The sequence below is a fragment of the Castellaniella sp. WN genome, assembly GCF_054457555.1.
The window spans coordinates 1,013,619-1,029,024 of sequence record NZ_JBTKZC010000001.1; the positions used below are offsets into that span (position 1 = coordinate 1,013,619).

The 15,406-nt window shown below is 65.3% G+C and carries 15 protein-coding genes; 10 read left to right on the forward strand and 5 right to left on the reverse strand.

Annotation, left to right across the window (positions count from 1 at the left end):
* The first annotated feature begins 102 nt into the window (after positions 1–102).
* A complete protein-coding gene (locus ACTPOE_RS04630; RefSeq protein WP_458871054.1) occupies positions 103–894 on the forward strand; it encodes a YggS family pyridoxal phosphate-dependent enzyme in 792 nt (263 codons plus the stop codon).
* A 7-nt stretch (positions 895–901) separates the two neighbouring features.
* On the forward strand, positions 902–1,438 hold the full coding sequence (locus tag ACTPOE_RS04635; RefSeq protein ID WP_458871055.1) for a C40 family peptidase: 537 nt from the start codon (positions 902–904) through the stop codon (positions 1,436–1,438).
* 116 nt (positions 1,439–1,554) lie between these two features.
* On the opposite strand, the gene ACTPOE_RS04640 is transcribed toward ACTPOE_RS04635, so the two are convergent.
* From ACTPOE_RS04640 to ACTPOE_RS04650, 3 genes are all read right to left on the reverse strand, one after another.
* The gene (locus ACTPOE_RS04640; RefSeq protein ID WP_458871056.1) at positions 1,555–2,076 is read right to left on the reverse strand and encodes a Spy/CpxP family protein refolding chaperone; all 522 of its coding nucleotides are present in this window, start codon (positions 2,074–2,076) and stop codon (positions 1,555–1,557) included.
* Between the two features lie 133 nt (positions 2,077–2,209).
* Entirely contained in the window at positions 2,210–2,893 is a 684-nt protein-coding gene (locus ACTPOE_RS04645; protein WP_458871057.1) for a response regulator, read from the reverse strand.
* Between the two features lie 3 nt (positions 2,894–2,896).
* Positions 2,897–4,327, reverse strand: a complete 1,431-nt coding sequence (locus ACTPOE_RS04650) for an ATP-binding protein (RefSeq protein WP_458871058.1) — start codon at positions 4,325–4,327, stop codon at positions 2,897–2,899.
* A gap of 139 nt (positions 4,328–4,466) precedes the next feature.
* On the opposite strand from ACTPOE_RS04650, the gene tenA reads away from it, so the two are divergent.
* A complete protein-coding gene (gene tenA, locus ACTPOE_RS04655; protein WP_458871059.1) occupies positions 4,467–5,147 on the forward strand; it encodes a thiaminase II in 681 nt (226 codons plus the stop codon).
* 16 nt (positions 5,148–5,163) lie between these two features.
* Here tenA and ACTPOE_RS04660 read toward each other — a convergent pair whose 3' ends face one another.
* Positions 5,164–6,294, reverse strand: a complete 1,131-nt coding sequence (locus tag ACTPOE_RS04660) for an aminotransferase class V-fold PLP-dependent enzyme (RefSeq protein WP_458871060.1) — start codon at positions 6,292–6,294, stop codon at positions 5,164–5,166.
* 293 nt (positions 6,295–6,587) lie between these two features.
* Here ACTPOE_RS04660 and ACTPOE_RS04665 point away from each other — a divergent pair, with 293 nt between their 5' ends.
* Both ACTPOE_RS04665 and ACTPOE_RS04670 read left to right on the forward strand, forming a co-directional pair.
* A complete protein-coding gene (locus ACTPOE_RS04665) occupies positions 6,588–7,868 on the forward strand; it encodes an EAL and HDOD domain-containing protein (protein WP_458871061.1) in 1,281 nt (426 codons plus the stop codon).
* Between the two features lie 28 nt (positions 7,869–7,896).
* Positions 7,897–9,096, forward strand: coding sequence for a benzoate/H(+) symporter BenE family transporter (locus ACTPOE_RS04670; protein ID WP_458871062.1), 1,200 nt, complete (start codon positions 7,897–7,899; stop codon positions 9,094–9,096).
* 188 nt (positions 9,097–9,284) lie between these two features.
* On the opposite strand, the gene ACTPOE_RS04675 is transcribed toward ACTPOE_RS04670, so the two are convergent.
* The gene (locus ACTPOE_RS04675) at positions 9,285–10,115 is read right to left on the reverse strand and encodes an IclR family transcriptional regulator (RefSeq protein ID WP_458871063.1); all 831 of its coding nucleotides are present in this window, start codon (positions 10,113–10,115) and stop codon (positions 9,285–9,287) included.
* Between the two features lie 47 nt (positions 10,116–10,162).
* Between ACTPOE_RS04675 and ACTPOE_RS04680 the strand changes: the two genes are divergently transcribed.
* The 5 genes from ACTPOE_RS04680 (at position 10,163) to ACTPOE_RS04700 (ending at position 15,355) form a co-directional block, all read left to right on the forward strand.
* Positions 10,163–11,410, forward strand: coding sequence for a CaiB/BaiF CoA transferase family protein (locus ACTPOE_RS04680; protein ID WP_458871064.1), 1,248 nt, complete (start codon positions 10,163–10,165; stop codon positions 11,408–11,410).
* Between the two features lies 1 nt (position 11,411).
* On the forward strand, positions 11,412–12,575 hold the full coding sequence (locus ACTPOE_RS04685) for a thiolase family protein (protein WP_458871065.1): 1,164 nt from the start codon (positions 11,412–11,414) through the stop codon (positions 12,573–12,575).
* A 10-nt stretch (positions 12,576–12,585) separates the two neighbouring features.
* Positions 12,586–12,987: a Zn-ribbon domain-containing OB-fold protein gene (locus ACTPOE_RS04690; protein ID WP_458871066.1), complete on the forward strand. Its 402-nt coding sequence runs from the start codon at positions 12,586–12,588 to the stop codon at positions 12,985–12,987.
* Between the two features lie 74 nt (positions 12,988–13,061).
* The gene (locus tag ACTPOE_RS04695) at positions 13,062–14,543 is read left to right on the forward strand and encodes an aldehyde dehydrogenase (protein WP_458872757.1); all 1,482 of its coding nucleotides are present in this window, start codon (positions 13,062–13,064) and stop codon (positions 14,541–14,543) included.
* Positions 14,544–14,596: 53 nt separating this feature from the next.
* Entirely contained in the window at positions 14,597–15,355 is a 759-nt protein-coding gene (locus ACTPOE_RS04700; protein ID WP_458871067.1) for an SDR family NAD(P)-dependent oxidoreductase, read from the forward strand.
* The last annotated feature ends 51 nt before the right edge of the window (positions 15,356–15,406 follow it).

A 15,406-nucleotide genomic window follows, 5' to 3' on the forward strand; every position in this document is an offset into this window, starting at 1 on the left:
AAGGGTTTTCGGCTCCGGAGGACGACCCCGGCGCGTTGGGATTGCCGCGCATTGGGGTTATCCTAGGGATTCTCCGAACGACCTTTGCCCGAGACCGTTGCAATGAACGCCGTATCCTCCCCCGTTCGGCCCGCCTACCGGACGGCCGCCACCCAGGAAGAAATCCGGGCCAATCTGGCCGACATCCGCGCCCGCATCGACGCGGCCTGCGCGCGTGCGGGCCGCGATCCGGCCGGAGTCCGCTTGCTGCCCGTCAGCAAGACCGTGGACGAACCCCGCATCCGCATGGCCTATGCGGCGGGCTGCCGCCTGCTGGGCGAGAACAAGGTCCAGGAAGCCTATGGCAAATGGGAGGCCATGGCCGATCTGGCCGACCTGGACTGGGCGATCATCGGCCACCTGCAGACCAACAAGGCCAAGTTCGTGGCCCGCTTCGCCCGGGAATTCCAGGCCCTGGACAATCTGCGCGTGGCCGAGGCCCTGGACAGGCGCCTGCAGGACGAAGGCCGCGGCCTGGACGTCTTCGTCCAGGTGAACACATCGGGCGAGGCCAGCAAGTTCGGCCTGGCGCCGGAGCAGGCGCTGGATTTCGCCCGCGCCCTGCCCGCCTTCGCCTCGCTGCGAGTGCGCGGCCTGATGACGCTGGCCCTGTTTTCCCCGGACGAGGCCCGCGTGCGCCCCTGCTTCCGGCTGTTGCGCGACCTGCGCGACCGTCTGCGCCAGGACGCCCCCCGGGGGACGGATTTCGCCGAGCTGTCGATGGGCATGTCGGGGGATTTCGAATGGGCGATCGAGGAAGGCGCCACCACTGTGCGCGTCGGCCAGGCGATCTTCGGCGCCCGCGCCCTGCCCGACAGCCATTACTGGCCCGAGGGCGCAGCTGCCCCGGGCTGACCCGCGCATGGCCGCCCGACCGTCCGCCGCATTCCACGTCGGCACGCCCACGGGCTGGCCCGCCGTCCGCGCCCTGGCCGCCGGCCTGCTATGCCTGTGGCTGGCGGCCTGCGCCGGCCCGGGCGGCCGGAGGCCGGCCATGCCGAATCCCGAAATCGATCCGGCGCAGCGCACCGAGGTCATCATGACGGCCCTGAGCCTGCTGGACACCCGCTACCGTTACGGCGGATCGCAGGCCCGGCAGGGCTTCGACTGCAGCGGCCTGGTGAAATACGTGTTCGGCACGGCCACCGGCGCCACCCTGCCCCACAACACCGAGCAGATCGCCCGCATGAGCCGCCCCGTATCACGCGGCGATCTGCAGGCCGGCGACCTGGTGTTCTTCGATACACTGGGCAGGCCGAATTCACACATGGGCATCTACCTGGGCGACGGGCGTTTCATCAACGCCCCGTCCACCGGTGGCCAGGTCCGCATCGACCAGTTGGACAACCCCTACTACCGGCGTCACTTCCAGTCGGTGGGGACGCTGTTCGCCCGATGAGAAAGCCCGGGGCCGGCGCAATGCCGGGCCCGGGCCTCGGGGTCCCGGCCTGAAGCCGCCCGGCGTCCCGAAGCCGGCACGGGACAAGAACGGGCGCCTGAGGCACACACCGACGATCACGACCTGGCGGGCTTCGCCGGCTGCCTCGACGCGCGCATCTGCGCCAGTTTCTCACGCTGTTCGGGCGTCAGCACCGCGCGGATCTGCGCGCCAGTCTGGGCGCGCAGCAGGGCCATCTGCGACTGCGCCTGGCCCAGGGCATCGGCGGCCTGCCTGGCCTTGGCCTCGTCGAAAGTATCGGCCTGGCTCAACTCGCGCAGCGATTCGTGCGCGGCACGCAGGGTCTTTCCCTGGTCGTAGAAGGCCTGCTCCCGATCGTGGCGGATCTTGAAGATCCGGTCCTGCTGGTCCTGGCTGAGGTCCAGAGCGCTCAGGCCAAGACCGCGGCCGAAGGAGCCAAAATCGCCGAAACCGCCGCCGGAACGTCCGAAGTCGCACCCGGCCTTCTGGTGGTGGCGGGGGCCACCGCCAGCCTGCATGCCGGGAGCGGCCGAGGCGGCCAGGGGCGCGACGACCAGGGCGGCGGCCATGGCCAGGGAGGAAAGCGAGCGGGCGCGGGTGACGTGGTTGAAGTTCATGTCGGTCTTCCTTTCTTCGTTTCCGGCGGCCCCCCGATGGAGCCGCGATGGAGACAGATTAAGGACCGACTGCGGCGCAAAAATGAGCGAATCGTGAAGACTTCATGGAGAAGCGTCAGCGGATCCTGCGGGCTCAGGCCCCCCCGAGATCCAGCCGGTAGCCCACCCCGTAGACCGAGCGGATCAGCTCCTCGTCCGGACGCACGGCGGCCAGCTTGCGGCGCAGGTTCTTCACGTGGCTGTCCACGGCCCGGTCGGTGACGACGCGGCGGTCGTCGTACAGGCCGTCCAGTACCTGGTCGCGGGAAAAGATGCGCCCCGGCTGGCCGGCCAGCAGCGCCAGCAGGCGGAATTCCACCGGCGTCAGGTCCAGCGGCACACCGTCCAGGCGGGCGCTCCAGGCGCCCTCGTCGATGTCCAGCCCGCCGATCGCGCGCGCCCGCGCCGGCGCCGGGTCCGCCGCGCTGCGGCGCAGGACCGCCTTGACGCGGGCCACGACCTCGCGCGGACTGTAGGGCTTGCAGATGTAATCGTCGGCGCCCAGTTCCAGACCCAGCAGGCGGTCGATCTCCTCGATCCGGGCGGTGGCCATGATGACCGGAATCGAAGTCCTGGAGCGGATATCACGACACAATTCCAGGCCATCGCGTCCAGGCAGCATCAGGTCCAGCAGCACCAGGTCGGGCGGCCAGTCCGCGATCAGGGGCATGACGGCCAGGCCGTCGCCCTCGCAACGCGTCTCGTAGCCAGCCGCCTGCAGGTAGGTTCGCAGCACCTCGGCCAGCTTGGGTTCGTCCTCGACCACCAGGATCCGCATGCGTCACTCCTCGTCCAAACCGCCCGTTCCACCCGCGACAGCCGCCGTCCGGCCGTCCGCCGGGGGCCATTCGACGCGAATCGCCAACCCGCCCAGGTCGGATGGCGCCGCCGAAATCTCGCCGCCATGCGCCAGGGCGATGGAACGGCAGATCGCCAGGCCCAGCCCAGACCCGCCGTACTGGCGGCTGCGCGAGGACTCCACCCGGTACAGGCGATCGAACAGACGAGGCAGCTGATCGGGTTCCACCGAAGGCGCGGTGTCGGCGATTTCCAGCACGATGCGGTCGTCGCGCCGGCCTGCCCGCAAACGCACGCGCCCGGGGCTGTCGGTATAGCGCAGGCTGTTCTCCAGCAGGTTCGCCAACAGCTGTTCCAGGCGACGCTCGTCGCCGGACAGCCGCAGGCCCGGCTCGATGTCCCGCTCCAGCGTCAGGCCGGCCCGAGCGTACCGTTCCCGCACCGCGTCGAGCGCCCGCGAGGCCAACGCCGACAGATCCAGCAGCCGCATGCGGTAATCCAGGGCGCCGGCGTCGGCCAGCGACAGTTCGCGCAGATCGTCCACCAGCCGGTTCAGGCGCCCGATCTCGTGCGCCAGCGAGGCCAGGGCGGCCTCGTCGGGGGCGCGCAGGCCGTCTTGCAGAGCCTCGATTTCCCCGCGCAGCACGGCCAGGGGGGTCCGCAGTTCGTGGGACATGTCCGCCATCAGTTCGCGGCGCAGGCGGGCGTTGCGCGCCAGACTGTGCGCCAGGCGGTTGAAATCGCGCGCCAGGCGCCCAAGTTCGTCGGGCGCTCCGACCCGCACCCGGATGTCGAAATCGCCGTCGGCCAGCCGGCGGGTGGCCTGTGCGATGCGCCGCACCGGCACCAACAGCAGTCGCGCCAGCAACAGGCTGACCAGCGCGGCCAGCAGCACGGACAGGCCGACGATCACCCAGGTCGCCCGCAGTTGCCGCGACTGGAACTGGCGGTCGATCTCGTCATCGAGAGCCATGGGCATGATCGGAGGACTGAGCAGCCAGCCCACAGCCACGCCTTCGACGGTCACGGGATGGCGGCGCAGTTCGGCCCCGGGCCGCACGCGGGGTCCCGCCAGCCATCCACCATCGGCGCCCAGCAGCGTGACGCGGGGCGGAGGTCCCGGTGGCGGGCCACCATCACGGTCTCGGCCGCCCGGCCGGGCGTAGCGCGCCAAGCGCAGGCTGCGCCCCCAGCGATCGTGGCCCTCGACGAGAAAGCTCCAGTCTCCCGTCTCGGCGTAATCGGCGGCCAGCGCCTGCGCCAGGCTGTCCAGCCGCTGGTTCTCACGCTCCCGGATGTAGTCGTCGAAGCCACTTTCGAAACTGTAGCGCACGGCCATGCCCATGGCGAGCGCCACGGCGATGCAGGTCGCCAGAATGGCCAGGAACAGTTTGAAGGTGATGCTGGATCGCATGGGGTGACTCTTCCACGGGCGGAGACGCGGCCCCGCCTTCGGCGATATCGTACCGTAGACGGCCTCCGGGCGGACGGCGGACGGATCTCCGGCGGGCTACACTCGAGGCCGCAACCCCCGCCATGGAGAACCGCCCCGCATGACGCCCCCATCCGATTCGACGCCCTTCGCCGCCCTGCTGGCCCGCTGCGCCCCCGAATGGGAGGCCTATTGCCAGCACGAATTCGTGCGCCGGCTGGCCGACGGTTCCCTGCCGGCCGAGGCCTTCCGCCACTACCTGCGTCAGGACTACCTGTTCCTGGTTCACTTCGCCCGCGCCTGGGGGCTGGCGGTCTACAAGAGCCGCACCATCGCCGAACTGCGCCAGGGGCTGGACAGCCTGAAGACCATCGTGGACCTGGAAATGGGCCTGCACGTCGACTATTGCGCCCGATGGGGCATTGCCGGAACCGAACTGGAAGACCTGCCCGAGGCCCGCGAAACCATGGCCTACACCCGCTATGTGCTGGACGCCGGCCACCGCGGCGATCTGTTGGACCTGCACGTGGCGCTCGCCCCCTGCCTGGTCGGCTACGCGGACATCGCCCGCTGGATCGAAGCCCGGACATTCACTGTGCGGGGGCCGGCCAATCCCTACGAGTCCTGGATCGCCATGTACGCCAGCGACGAGTTCCAGGCGGCGGCGCAGGCCGAGCGCGGCTGGCTGGACGCGCGGCTTGCCGGCCAGACCGCCGAACGGCTGGACGGGCTGGCGGCCACGTTCCGCGATGCCACCCGCCTGGAAATCGATTTCTGGCAAATGGGGCTGGACGGCGCCTGAGGCGGAAGTCCGGGTGCTATGCCCGGATCCGGTCCAACGCTCCGGCCAGAGTGTCCACGGTGCGCTGGACATTGTGCAGCTTGTCCAGACCGAACAGGCCGATGCGAAAGGTCTTGAAGCCGTCGGGCTCGTCGCAGGCCAGCGGCACGCCGGCGGCGGCCTGCAGCCCGGCCTCGGCGAACTTGCGCGTCGTATGAATGCCGTCATCGGTGGTGTAGCTGACCACCACACCGGGAGCCTCGAAGCCGGGCGCCGCGACACTCTTGAAGCCGTGTTCGCGCAGCAGCGCGCGCACGGCCTCGCCCAGTTGCCGCTGCTCGGCCTTGACCCGGTCATAGCCATAGGCCCCGGTTTCGGCCATCACATCGCGCAGCACGGTCAGGGAATCCGTGGGCAGGGTGGTGTAGTAAGCGTGGCCGCCCTTTTCGTAGGCTTCCATGATGCCCAGCCACTTGCGCAGATCGCAGGCGAAACTGGTGCTCTGCGTGGTCTCGATGCGCCGGCGGGCGGTCTCGCCCAGCATCACCAGGCCGCAGCAGGCCGACGAAGTCCAGCCCTTTTGCGGCGCCGAGATCAGCACATCCGCATGCACGTCCCTCATATCCACCCACATTGTCCCCGAGGCGATGCAGTCCAGCACGAACAGGCCGCCCGCCTCGTGCGCGGCGTCGGCCACCCGGCGGATATAGTCGTCCGGCAGCATGATGCCCGACGCCGTTTCCACGTGAGCGGCGAATACAACATCCGGCTTGAATTCGCGGATCGCCGCGACGACTTCGGCCACCGGCGGCGGCTCGAAGAAGGGCTGGGATCCGGATTCGATCGGACGGGCCTTGAGCACGCGTTCCTCGGACGGGATGCGGCCGGTCTCGAATATCTGACTCCAGCGATAGCTGAACCAGCCGTTGCGGATCACCAGGCAGCGCCGGCCGGTGGCGAACTGGCGCGCCACGGCCTCCATGCCGAAGGTGCCGCTGCCCGGCACCACGATGGCCGAATGTGCCCCGTACACCGACTTGAGGGTACGCGAAATATCGCGCATCACCTGCTGGAACGACGAGGACATGTGGTTCAGGGCACGGTCGGTATAGACCACCGAATATTCCAGCAGACCCTCGGGGTCGACATCGGGCAGCAATCCAGGCATGAGTTTCTCCGGCGGAACGATGTTCCGATTGTAGACCACGCCTCCGGCGTCCGGCCCCGGGACCGGAACGACGCGCCGCGCTGGAAAGAACGCGGATCGGTGCTGACCCCGGGCGATGGGCACAGTACAATGCTGGGCGGCACTCGCCCGTGCGCGGATACGCCGCCGGCCGGACGCCCTTGCGGCAAGCGCAAGTAACAAGACAAGACAGCCGTTTCAAGATCAAGACAGGACCGCCCCTGCACGCGACCGCGTCCTCGCGGAAGACATCGCAGGCGCCAAAAGGAGATTCTATGGAACCTACCCTGACGACCGACCCGATCACGGACGCCGCGGCCGACGCGCCCGCGCCTCCGCCGCCCCGCCTGATCCGTCGCGAGCCGATCCTGGACCAGAACCGGGGGCTGGCCGGCTACCGGCTGCGCGTCCTGTGGGCCGAACCGCAGGAGCCGGACATGGACACCGGTGCCGCCCTGATCGAAACCGCGCGCACGCATGGCGCCAGCGCCTTCTTCGCCTACTCTCCGCACTGGATCGACGGCACCCCGGACCTGCTGCAGAATGCCTTCGTGCACATGCTGCCGCGCCACCGCACCTACCTCGAATTCCCTGAAACGACAGAGATCACGCCGGAACTGATCCAGACGCTGCAGAGCCTGGCTCACGGTGGCACGAAATTCTCCATCCGCGGCGACCTCGCGGCCCAGCCCGGCCGCGAGGCGCTCCTGCCTTTCTGCAAGATCGTGCGCTTCGACCCCGGGCTGAGCTCCAAGGCCGACATCTTCCGCCAGAGCTTCCAGCACAAGCAGGCGGGTCGGCAACTGATGGCCGTGAACACGCCCGACAAGGCGGCGCACGACAATTTCATGCTGCTGGGCTTCACCCTGTTCCAGGGGCGCTGGCCCACCGACCTGGTGCCCGCGACGTCCCTCACGCCGCGCCAGAAGACCCTGCTGCGACTGGTCACCCTGATCATGGGCGAAGGCGAGGCGCCGGAAATCCAGGCCTGCCTGCAGCAGGATCCCGAGCTGGTCAAGACGCTGCTGGACATGGTCAATACTCCGGCCTTCGGCCTGAGCCAGGAAGTCGAATCCCTGAACCAGGCCATCATGCTGCTGGGCCGCCGGCAGCTACAGCGCTGGATACAGGTCCTGATGTACACCGAGGCCGGCCGGCCGGCGGGCTACCTGTCGCCCATCCTGCTCCAGGCCAGCGCACGAGCGCATTTGATGGAGGCCCTGTCCACCCTGCTCCATCCCGAGCAGACCGTGCGCGCGGAGGCCGCCTTCACCACCGGGATACTGTCCATCATGGACCAGATGTTCCACGGTACCATGCAGGACCTGCTGGCCCAGGTCCATGTCGACGTCCCGGTGCGCGACGCCCTGCTGCGGCGCGAAGGCGCCCTGGGCCCGGACCTGCGCCTGGCCACGCTGATCTTCCCCTCGGACCGCGACACGGAGGAAGATCCCGCCCCCCTGCTGCGCGAACTGGGCGTCACCGCCGAGCAGCTCGACCCCCTGGTCCAACAGGCGTTCACCTGGGCGCACAGCATCACCCAGGCCGCACCGTGAGCGCGTCCGGCGGCTCCAGGAGGGCATCATGACCGCACGCGCGACCGCACGCGCGACGGCCGCGGGAATCGCTGGCTGGCTCCGGATCTCGCACATCTCGGCTGGCTTCATTGCCGTCCTGGTCGGCTACACCAGTTCCGTCGCCATCGTGTTCCAGGCGGCCAGCGCCGCCGGGGCACAGGGAGCCCAGCTGGCCTCGTGGATGTGGGCTCTGGGCATCGGCATGGGTGTCACCTGCGTCGGCCTGGCGCTGGCTTGGCGCGCCCCCGTGCTGACGGCCTGGTCCACCCCCGGGGCCGCCCTGCTGGCGACCAGCCTGGGCGACATCGGCCTGGCTCAGTCCATCGGCGCCTTTCTGGCCTGCTCGGTCCTGATCACGCTGTGCGGGGTCACGGGCTGGTTCCAGAAAATCATGGACTGGGTGCCCCGGCACCTGGCCTCGGCGATGCTCGCCGGGATCCTGCTGCGCTTCGGCATGGACCTGTTCGTCTCCATGCAGGGCCGCCCGCTGCTGGTAGGCGTGATGCTGATCGCTTTCCTGCTGGCCCGGCGCGCTCTGCCGCGCTACGCCATCCCCCTGGCCCTGGCCGCCGGGATCGCCTGCGCCGCTCTGCAGGGTGGCCTGCCTCTGGACGGGCTCGACTGGACGCCCGCCCGGCCGGTCTGGATGCCGCCCGAATTCTCGCTCTCGACCTTCGTGGGCGTGGCCCTGCCGCTGTTCATCGTCACCATGACCTCCCAGAACGTTCCGGGCCTGGCCGTGCTGCGCGCCAACGGCTACGCGCGCGTGCCCGCCTCGCCGCTGATCTCCTGGACGGGAGCGACGGGCATCGTGCTGGCACCCTTCGGCGGCTTCGCCTTCAACCTGGCCGCCATCACGGCCGCCATCTGCATGAGTCCCGAAGCCGATCCGGACGCCACGCAACGCTACAAAGCCTCGGTCTGGGCGGGCATTTTCTACTTGTTCACGGGAATCTTCGGCGCCACGGTCGTGGCCCTGTTCGCCGCCTTCCCGCACGAACTGGTCGCCGCCATCGCGGGGCTGGCCCTGCTGGGCACCCTGGGCAGCGGCATCCACGACGCACTGCAGGCGCCCGAACACCGCGACGCCGCGCTGGTGACCTTCCTGGTCACCGCGTCGGGCATGAGCCTGCTGGGGATCGGCAGCGCCTTCTGGGGACTGGTGCTGGGCGGCGCCTGCCACCTGGCCCTGCACAGGCGGAACTGAAGCGCAGAAGGGATAGGTGCGGGGCGAGGTCTGAGCCGTAACCTAGTGTCCTGTCTGGCTAATTCCGATCCTTACCTTCGGCGCCCGGGCTGGCCATGCTGCATTGCTTGTCCACCTCACCGCTTGCAAGCGGTTCGGATTCGTCAGACCGCGCCACCAGAGAGCCGTCGCTGAATGGCCCGCTCAATTCATTCCTGCCCGGACAGAAAAAGCGCTTCCGATATCTCACGAGCGGCTACCTCCATGGGCGCACGGAATTGGACAAGCTGTCCATAGGGCACTCGCGCCGTCGGAACCGCGATACCCAGACCGGCCAGTAATCTGCCGCGCCCATCCCGAATCGGAACGGCACAACCCACGACCCCAGGGATGACTTCTTCATTGCTCATCGCCCACTGGTCGCGGCGAACCTGCTCCACGACATGGCGCAGTTTCCTGGAATCCACGATGGTGTTAGGCGTTTCCACGGTCCGCTCAGTGTGCGACAACCACCATTCGAGCTGCGTATCGCTCATTTCAGCGAGAAACAGCTTGCCAATGGATGCGCAATGCATGGGTGAGCGCTTGCCCGGCTCAAAGCGCAAGCCCACCGACCGTACTGAAGAGGCCGCATCCATGTAGACAATCTCGTTGCCTACGCGTTGACCTATCTGGCAGTGCTCGCCGATGCGAGTGGCCAGCGAAAAAAGAATCTGATGCTGCAGATCCGAGCGCAATGCCGACTGCACGGCTGCGCCGCCGAGCTGGACGAGCGCCAGGCCGACGAGCAGCTTCTTGGAGCCAGGAAGACGTTTGAGCAGACGCCGCTCTTCCAACTGCGCCACGAGTCGATGCACCGTGGCCACAGGCAGATCACAGGCCAGCGCAATCTCAGACAGTGTGAGGGCCTGCTCGGCATGAGCCACGACCTCGAGCACATTCAAAAGACGGTCAAACGGCTTGTCTCCTACGGAATTACCCTGATTGTTCTCCATACCAACCCCATCGATAATCTTAAAAAATGGAATTTTAATTTCCATTTAATGGAAATGCAACGTTAACAACTTGCCCTAAGACAGACAGCGCCATGCCGACTTCTCAAGATATCACCTCGCCTGAAAGCGCCGAAGACAACGAAAAACGATCCGGTCCACTGGTTGGATTACGTGTCATAGACGCCGGCAATATGATCGCCGGCCCGTTGGCCGCCACGCAACTGGCAGACTTCGGCGCCGACGTCATCAAGCTCGAACTGCCCGACACAGGCGACTCGATGCGGCACTGGGCGCCTATGAAAAATGGCCTGTCACTCTGGTGGAAGGTCATTGCGCGCAATAAGCGGCTGGTCACGCTCACGCTTTCAAAGCCGCAAGGCCGTGAACTCTTCCTGGAACTGGTCCGCAACACCGACATCCTGATCGAGAACTACCGCCCGGGCACCTTTGAACGCTGGGGCCTGAGCTACGACACCTTGTCCAAAATCAACCCCAAGTTGATCATGGTCCGTGTTTCCGGCTTCGGACAGACCGGTCCCTACTCCAAACGCGGCGGCTACGGCACGATCGCCGAGGCATTTTCCGGTATCCCTTCCTTTACCGGCCCACCAGACCGGCCACCTACATTGCCCGGCTTTCCCATGGCCGACTCGGTAGCCTCCACATTCGCCGCCATGTCCGCCATGTTCGCCATCTACAACCGGGACCACGGCACCGGCCGCGGCCAGGAAATCGACGTCAGCCTGTATGAGCCACTGTTCCGTCTGGTCGAATCGCAGGTCATCGGCTTCGATCAACTCGGCATCGTGAAGGAACGTATCGGCAACAGGCTAGCGGAAGACTCGCCACGCAACACGTACCAGACACGCGACGGCCGCTGGATCGGCATTTCCGCCAGTTCGCAACGCACGTTCGAACGTCTGGCCCAGGCGCTGGGCCTGCCGGAACTGATCACCGACCCCCGCTTCCTGACCAACTCGCTGCGCTGCGACAACGACGTGGAGCTGGACACCATCATCGCCCGATGGTTCGGCCAGCACGACTGCGCCGATGCGATGGCCCTGTTCGACCGGGCCGAAGTCGTCGCCGGACCGGTCTATGACATCCGCGACATCGTCAAAGATCCGCACTACCAGGCACGCCAGAACATCGTGAATGTGCAGGACGACGACTTCGGCTCGGTCCGCATGCAAAGCGTCGTGCCTCGATTCATCGAAACCCCGGGTCGGGTGCGCCACTCGGGCCGTCATCTGGGTGCGGACAACCGGGCCGTTTTCATGGAAACACTAGGCCTGAGCGAAGACGAATTCAACCACCTGCGGGCAGAGGGAGTCATCTGAAATGAGCACGATGTTCGATGGGGTACGCATTGTCGGCGCGGGCCAGGCCACCTACGCCAAAAAGTCCGACCGCACGCTGCAGCGGCTGATGTACGAAGCGGGCACCGCAGCGCTCGAAAGCGCAGGCCTGCCCTGGAGTTCGGTCGACGGCCTGGCCGTCACCTGCTTTCTGCTGCCGCCCGACAACGCGCCGACCGTCGCCGAGCACTTCGGACTGGAAACCCGCTTCATGTTCCAGGGGCTTTACGGTGGAGCCAGCGGAATCATCGGCATGACGCACGCGGCACGCGCCATCCGCGACGGGGCGTGCGACGTGGCCGTGATCGTCGCCGCGGACTCGTTCGACGTGGCCGCGCACAACGAAACCCTGGATCACTTCAACGGCTCCATCAAAGAGTTTATGTCTCCCCAGGGCTTCGGCGGCGCGAACGGCATGTTTGCATTGCACACGCGCCTGTACATGGAACGCCACGGGGCCACCCGTGAGGACTTCGGCCGTTTCTGCATCGCGCTGCGCGAGAACGGCCTGCGCAACCCCAACGCGCTCTTCAAGCGGGCCCTCACCATGGATGACTATCTCAATGCCAAACCAATCGCCGACCCGCTGCGTCTCTACGACTGCGTGATGCCCTGCATCGGGGGCGACGCCATCGTCCTCGCCTCCGAAAAAATCGCCGGCGGACTCAAGGGTCCATCGGTTCGCATCCTGGCCGCCGAGGAAGTGCACAACTACCCGGCCAACGATCCCTATGAAATTCCTGGCGGCTGGCTGGGCCTCCGGGATCGCCTGTATAAGCGCGCGGGCATCACGCCGCAACAACTGGATTTCGCGCAGGTCTATGACGACTACCCGGTCATGTCCTTCATCCAGCTCGAAGGGCTGGGCATTTGCGCGCCCGGCACGGCGCACAAGTTCGTGCGAGAGCATGATCTGACCACGCGCGGAGACTTTCCCGTCAACACGGGCGGCGGCCAGCTCTCGGCGGGCCAGGCGGGCGCCAGCGGCGGCATGATCGGCGTGTACGAAGCCGTCACCCAACTTCTGGGTCGGGCGGGCGAACGGCAAATCCAATGCCGGCGCGGTGTCGTCTCCGGTTACGGCATGGTCGCCTATGGCCGCGGGCTGAGTTCGAGCGCCGCCATTCTGGAACGAGCCGAGCCATAAGGAGAACGCCATGCTCAAACCACAACCTCGCATCACAGTGCTGAACGAACCGTTCTGGAAAGGCTGCAATGCGGGAAAGCTCATGGTGCAGCACTGCGGCGCCTGCGGCCAGTACGTGTTCTACCCTCGCGTCTGCTGCCCCTTTTGCCATGCGGACGCTCTGGCCTGGAAAGAAGTGAGCGGCAACGGCCAAGTGATCTCGCACACTACCGTCCGCCGCACGCATCACGACGCCTTCAACGGCGAAGCCCCCTATGTCTTCGCGGCGATCGCGCTCGACGAAGGCCCCTGTCTGTACGGGCAGATGCCCGGCGCGCCGACGGAAGGCGAATCATTGATCGGACGGAGCGTTCGCGCCATCTTCATCGCGCATGCGCCCCATCAGAAGATCGCCGCTTTCGCACTGACTTGAAGGCCATGCCCCGGCGGTCCAGTTTCAAGCATATGTTCAAAATGATTTATGACTGAATTATGGAGATCATCGATATGCGGAAATATCCCATGTACATCAACGGCTCGCCCCATGAGCCGAATGACGGAACCTGGTTCGATACCAAAAATCCCTATACCGGCAGCGCATGGGCTCAGGTTCCCCATGGCGATGAGACTGATGTGGACATCGCGGTCCAGGCCGCGCACGAGGCATTTTCGCATGGACCCTGGTCCCAACTGACGGCCACTCAGCGTGGCGCGTTGCTGTATAAACTGGGCGACCTGATTGCCAGAGACGCCGCGCATCTGGCTCAGCTCGAAGTCCGCGACAACGGCAAGCTGCTGGCGGAGATGCAAGGGCAGGTCCAATACATTCCGCAATGGTTCTACTACTTCGGAGGACTGGCGGACAAGGTCCATGGCGATACACTGCCCCTGGATAAAAAGGGATACTTCGCATTCACCCGCAAAGAACCGGTCGGTGTCGTCGCCACGATCACGCCCTGGAATTCCCCCCTGTTGCTGCTGGCATGGAAGATCGCGCCGGCGCTCGCCGCCGGCTGCACGATCGTCGCCAAGCCCTCGGAATTCACGTCCATATCCACCCTGGAGTTCGCCAAACTCTTCGAAGAGGCCGGCTTCCCGCCCGGCGTCTTCAATGTCGTGACGGGTTATGGGAAAACCGTCGGCAAGGCCCTGGTCGAACACCCGCTGATCGCGAAGGTCTGTTTCACCGGCTCGGACGTGACCGGCAGGATCATCAACGAACTGGCCGCCAAAAATCTGAAACGCACCACCATGGAGCTGGGAGGCAAATCTCCGAATATCGTTTTTGAAGATGCCGATCTGGAAGAGGCCGTTTTCGGCGCCATATCCGGGATTTTCGCGGCTACCGGACAGACCTGCATCGCCGGTTCCCGGCTTCTGGTACAGAACAGCATCTATGACTCATTCGTCAAGAAACTGGTGGCAATCGCAGGCTCGGCGAAAATGGGGAACCCCATGGATGCGGGCACGCAGGTCGGGCCGGTCACGACGGAAGATCAACTGGCCAAAGTCCGCCTTTACATCGAGATCGGCAAACAGGAAGGCGCCAAGATTCTTTTGGGTGGAGACGACAAGCCCCCCCCCAGTGGATGCGAGAACGGCTGGTTCGTCCACCCGACGATCTTCACGGACGTACGCAATGACATGCGTATCGCGCAAGAAGAAATTTTCGGCCCCGTCCTGTCGATCATCCGGTTCGATACCGAAGCCGAAGCGCTCGATATCGCCAACGACACACGCTTCGGGCTTGCCTCGGCGGTATGGACGCGGGACATGCAACGAGCTTTGCGCATGGCGGAAGGATTGCGCACCGGCATGGTATGGATCAATACCTACCGGGTCATCAGTTTCATGGCGCCATTCGGCGGCTGCAAAGACTCCGGACTGGGGCGTGAAAGCGGCAAAGATGCAATCTATGATTTTCTGGAAACGAAAACAGTGTGGATCAATTCCGGAGCCAAAACCGGAAATCCGTTCGTCATACGCTGACTGACAGGCAATCGTGCCTGATATTTCCCCGCTGGCCTTGATTTGGAGATGGCATGTCGATTAAAGATAAGGTTGTGATCATCACTGGTGCCGGTCAAGGTATCGGCGCCGTCTACGCCACCGCATTCGCTACGCACGGCGCACGCGTCGTCATTGCGGATATCAATATGGAGACCGCCGAAAAACACGCCACCGCGCTGCGGCAACGCGGATACGATTGCCTGCCGGCCTCGGTCGATATTTCCTCGGCGGAGGACGTGATTTCGCTTAAAAACAATGTCATGCAAAACTACGGGAGGATCGACGTTCTGATCAACAATGCAGCCATGTTTTCTTCGCTGAAAATGAAACCGTTCCATCAAATTCCCACTGAGGAATGGGACAGACTCTTCGCCGTCAACGTGCGGGGAGTCTTCCTGTGCTGCAAGGAAATCAGCGGAATCATGATCCAGCAGAAATCAGGAAGAATCATCAATATGTCCTCCGGGGTCGCCGACGACGGCAGACCGAATTATCTGCATTACGTGGCCTCCAAAGCCGCCGTCAACGGGATGACCCGAGGGCTGGCCACCGAGCTCGGCGCGTATGGAATCACCGTCAACGCAATCAGCCCCTATGGAATGCAAACGGAGATTCAAAAGGAAACCGAGTCGGACAGCCAGAGGGACATGATCATCGAACGGCAGGCTCTGCGCGTCCAGGCGACGCCGGAATCTCTGGTCGGCACGGCGCTCTATCTGGCGGATGAGGAGATGTCCGGATTCGTCACGGGACAGACTCTTTATGTGAACGGCGGCTACATGTACAAGTAGCCTTTTACAGGCATCATCGGCATCAGGCAGGATTGAATGACTTCTCTTCGT

What these genes read in the sequence shown, in the direction of transcription:
- ACTPOE_RS04630 (WP_458871054.1), top strand. Translation starts at nt 103, where the DNA reads ATGAACGCCGTATCCTCCCCCGTTCGGCCCGCCTACCGGACGGCCGCC.
- ACTPOE_RS04635 (WP_458871055.1), top strand. Translation starts at nt 902, where the DNA reads ATGGCCGCCCGACCGTCCGCCGCATTCCACGTCGGCACGCCCACGGGC.
- ACTPOE_RS04640 (WP_458871056.1), bottom strand. Translation starts at nt 2,076, where the DNA reads ATGAACTTCAACCACGTCACCCGCGCCCGCTCGCTTTCCTCCCTGGCC.
- ACTPOE_RS04645 (WP_458871057.1), bottom strand. Translation starts at nt 2,893, where the DNA reads ATGCGGATCCTGGTGGTCGAGGACGAACCCAAGCTGGCCGAGGTGCTG.
- ACTPOE_RS04650 (WP_458871058.1), bottom strand. Translation starts at nt 4,327, where the DNA reads ATGCGATCCAGCATCACCTTCAAACTGTTCCTGGCCATTCTGGCGACC.
- tenA (WP_458871059.1), top strand. Translation starts at nt 4,467, where the DNA reads ATGACGCCCCCATCCGATTCGACGCCCTTCGCCGCCCTGCTGGCCCGC.
- ACTPOE_RS04660 (WP_458871060.1), bottom strand. Translation starts at nt 6,294, where the DNA reads ATGCCTGGATTGCTGCCCGATGTCGACCCCGAGGGTCTGCTGGAATAT.
- ACTPOE_RS04665 (WP_458871061.1), top strand. Translation starts at nt 6,588, where the DNA reads ATGGAACCTACCCTGACGACCGACCCGATCACGGACGCCGCGGCCGAC.
- ACTPOE_RS04670 (WP_458871062.1), top strand. Translation starts at nt 7,897, where the DNA reads ATGACCGCACGCGCGACCGCACGCGCGACGGCCGCGGGAATCGCTGGC.
- ACTPOE_RS04675 (WP_458871063.1), bottom strand. Translation starts at nt 10,115, where the DNA reads ATGGAAATTAAAATTCCATTTTTTAAGATTATCGATGGGGTTGGTATG.
- ACTPOE_RS04680 (WP_458871064.1), top strand. Translation starts at nt 10,163, where the DNA reads ATGCCGACTTCTCAAGATATCACCTCGCCTGAAAGCGCCGAAGACAAC.
- ACTPOE_RS04685 (WP_458871065.1), top strand. Translation starts at nt 11,412, where the DNA reads ATGAGCACGATGTTCGATGGGGTACGCATTGTCGGCGCGGGCCAGGCC.
- ACTPOE_RS04690 (WP_458871066.1), top strand. Translation starts at nt 12,586, where the DNA reads ATGCTCAAACCACAACCTCGCATCACAGTGCTGAACGAACCGTTCTGG.
- ACTPOE_RS04695 (WP_458872757.1), top strand. Translation starts at nt 13,062, where the DNA reads ATGCGGAAATATCCCATGTACATCAACGGCTCGCCCCATGAGCCGAAT.
- ACTPOE_RS04700 (WP_458871067.1), top strand. Translation starts at nt 14,597, where the DNA reads ATGTCGATTAAAGATAAGGTTGTGATCATCACTGGTGCCGGTCAAGGT.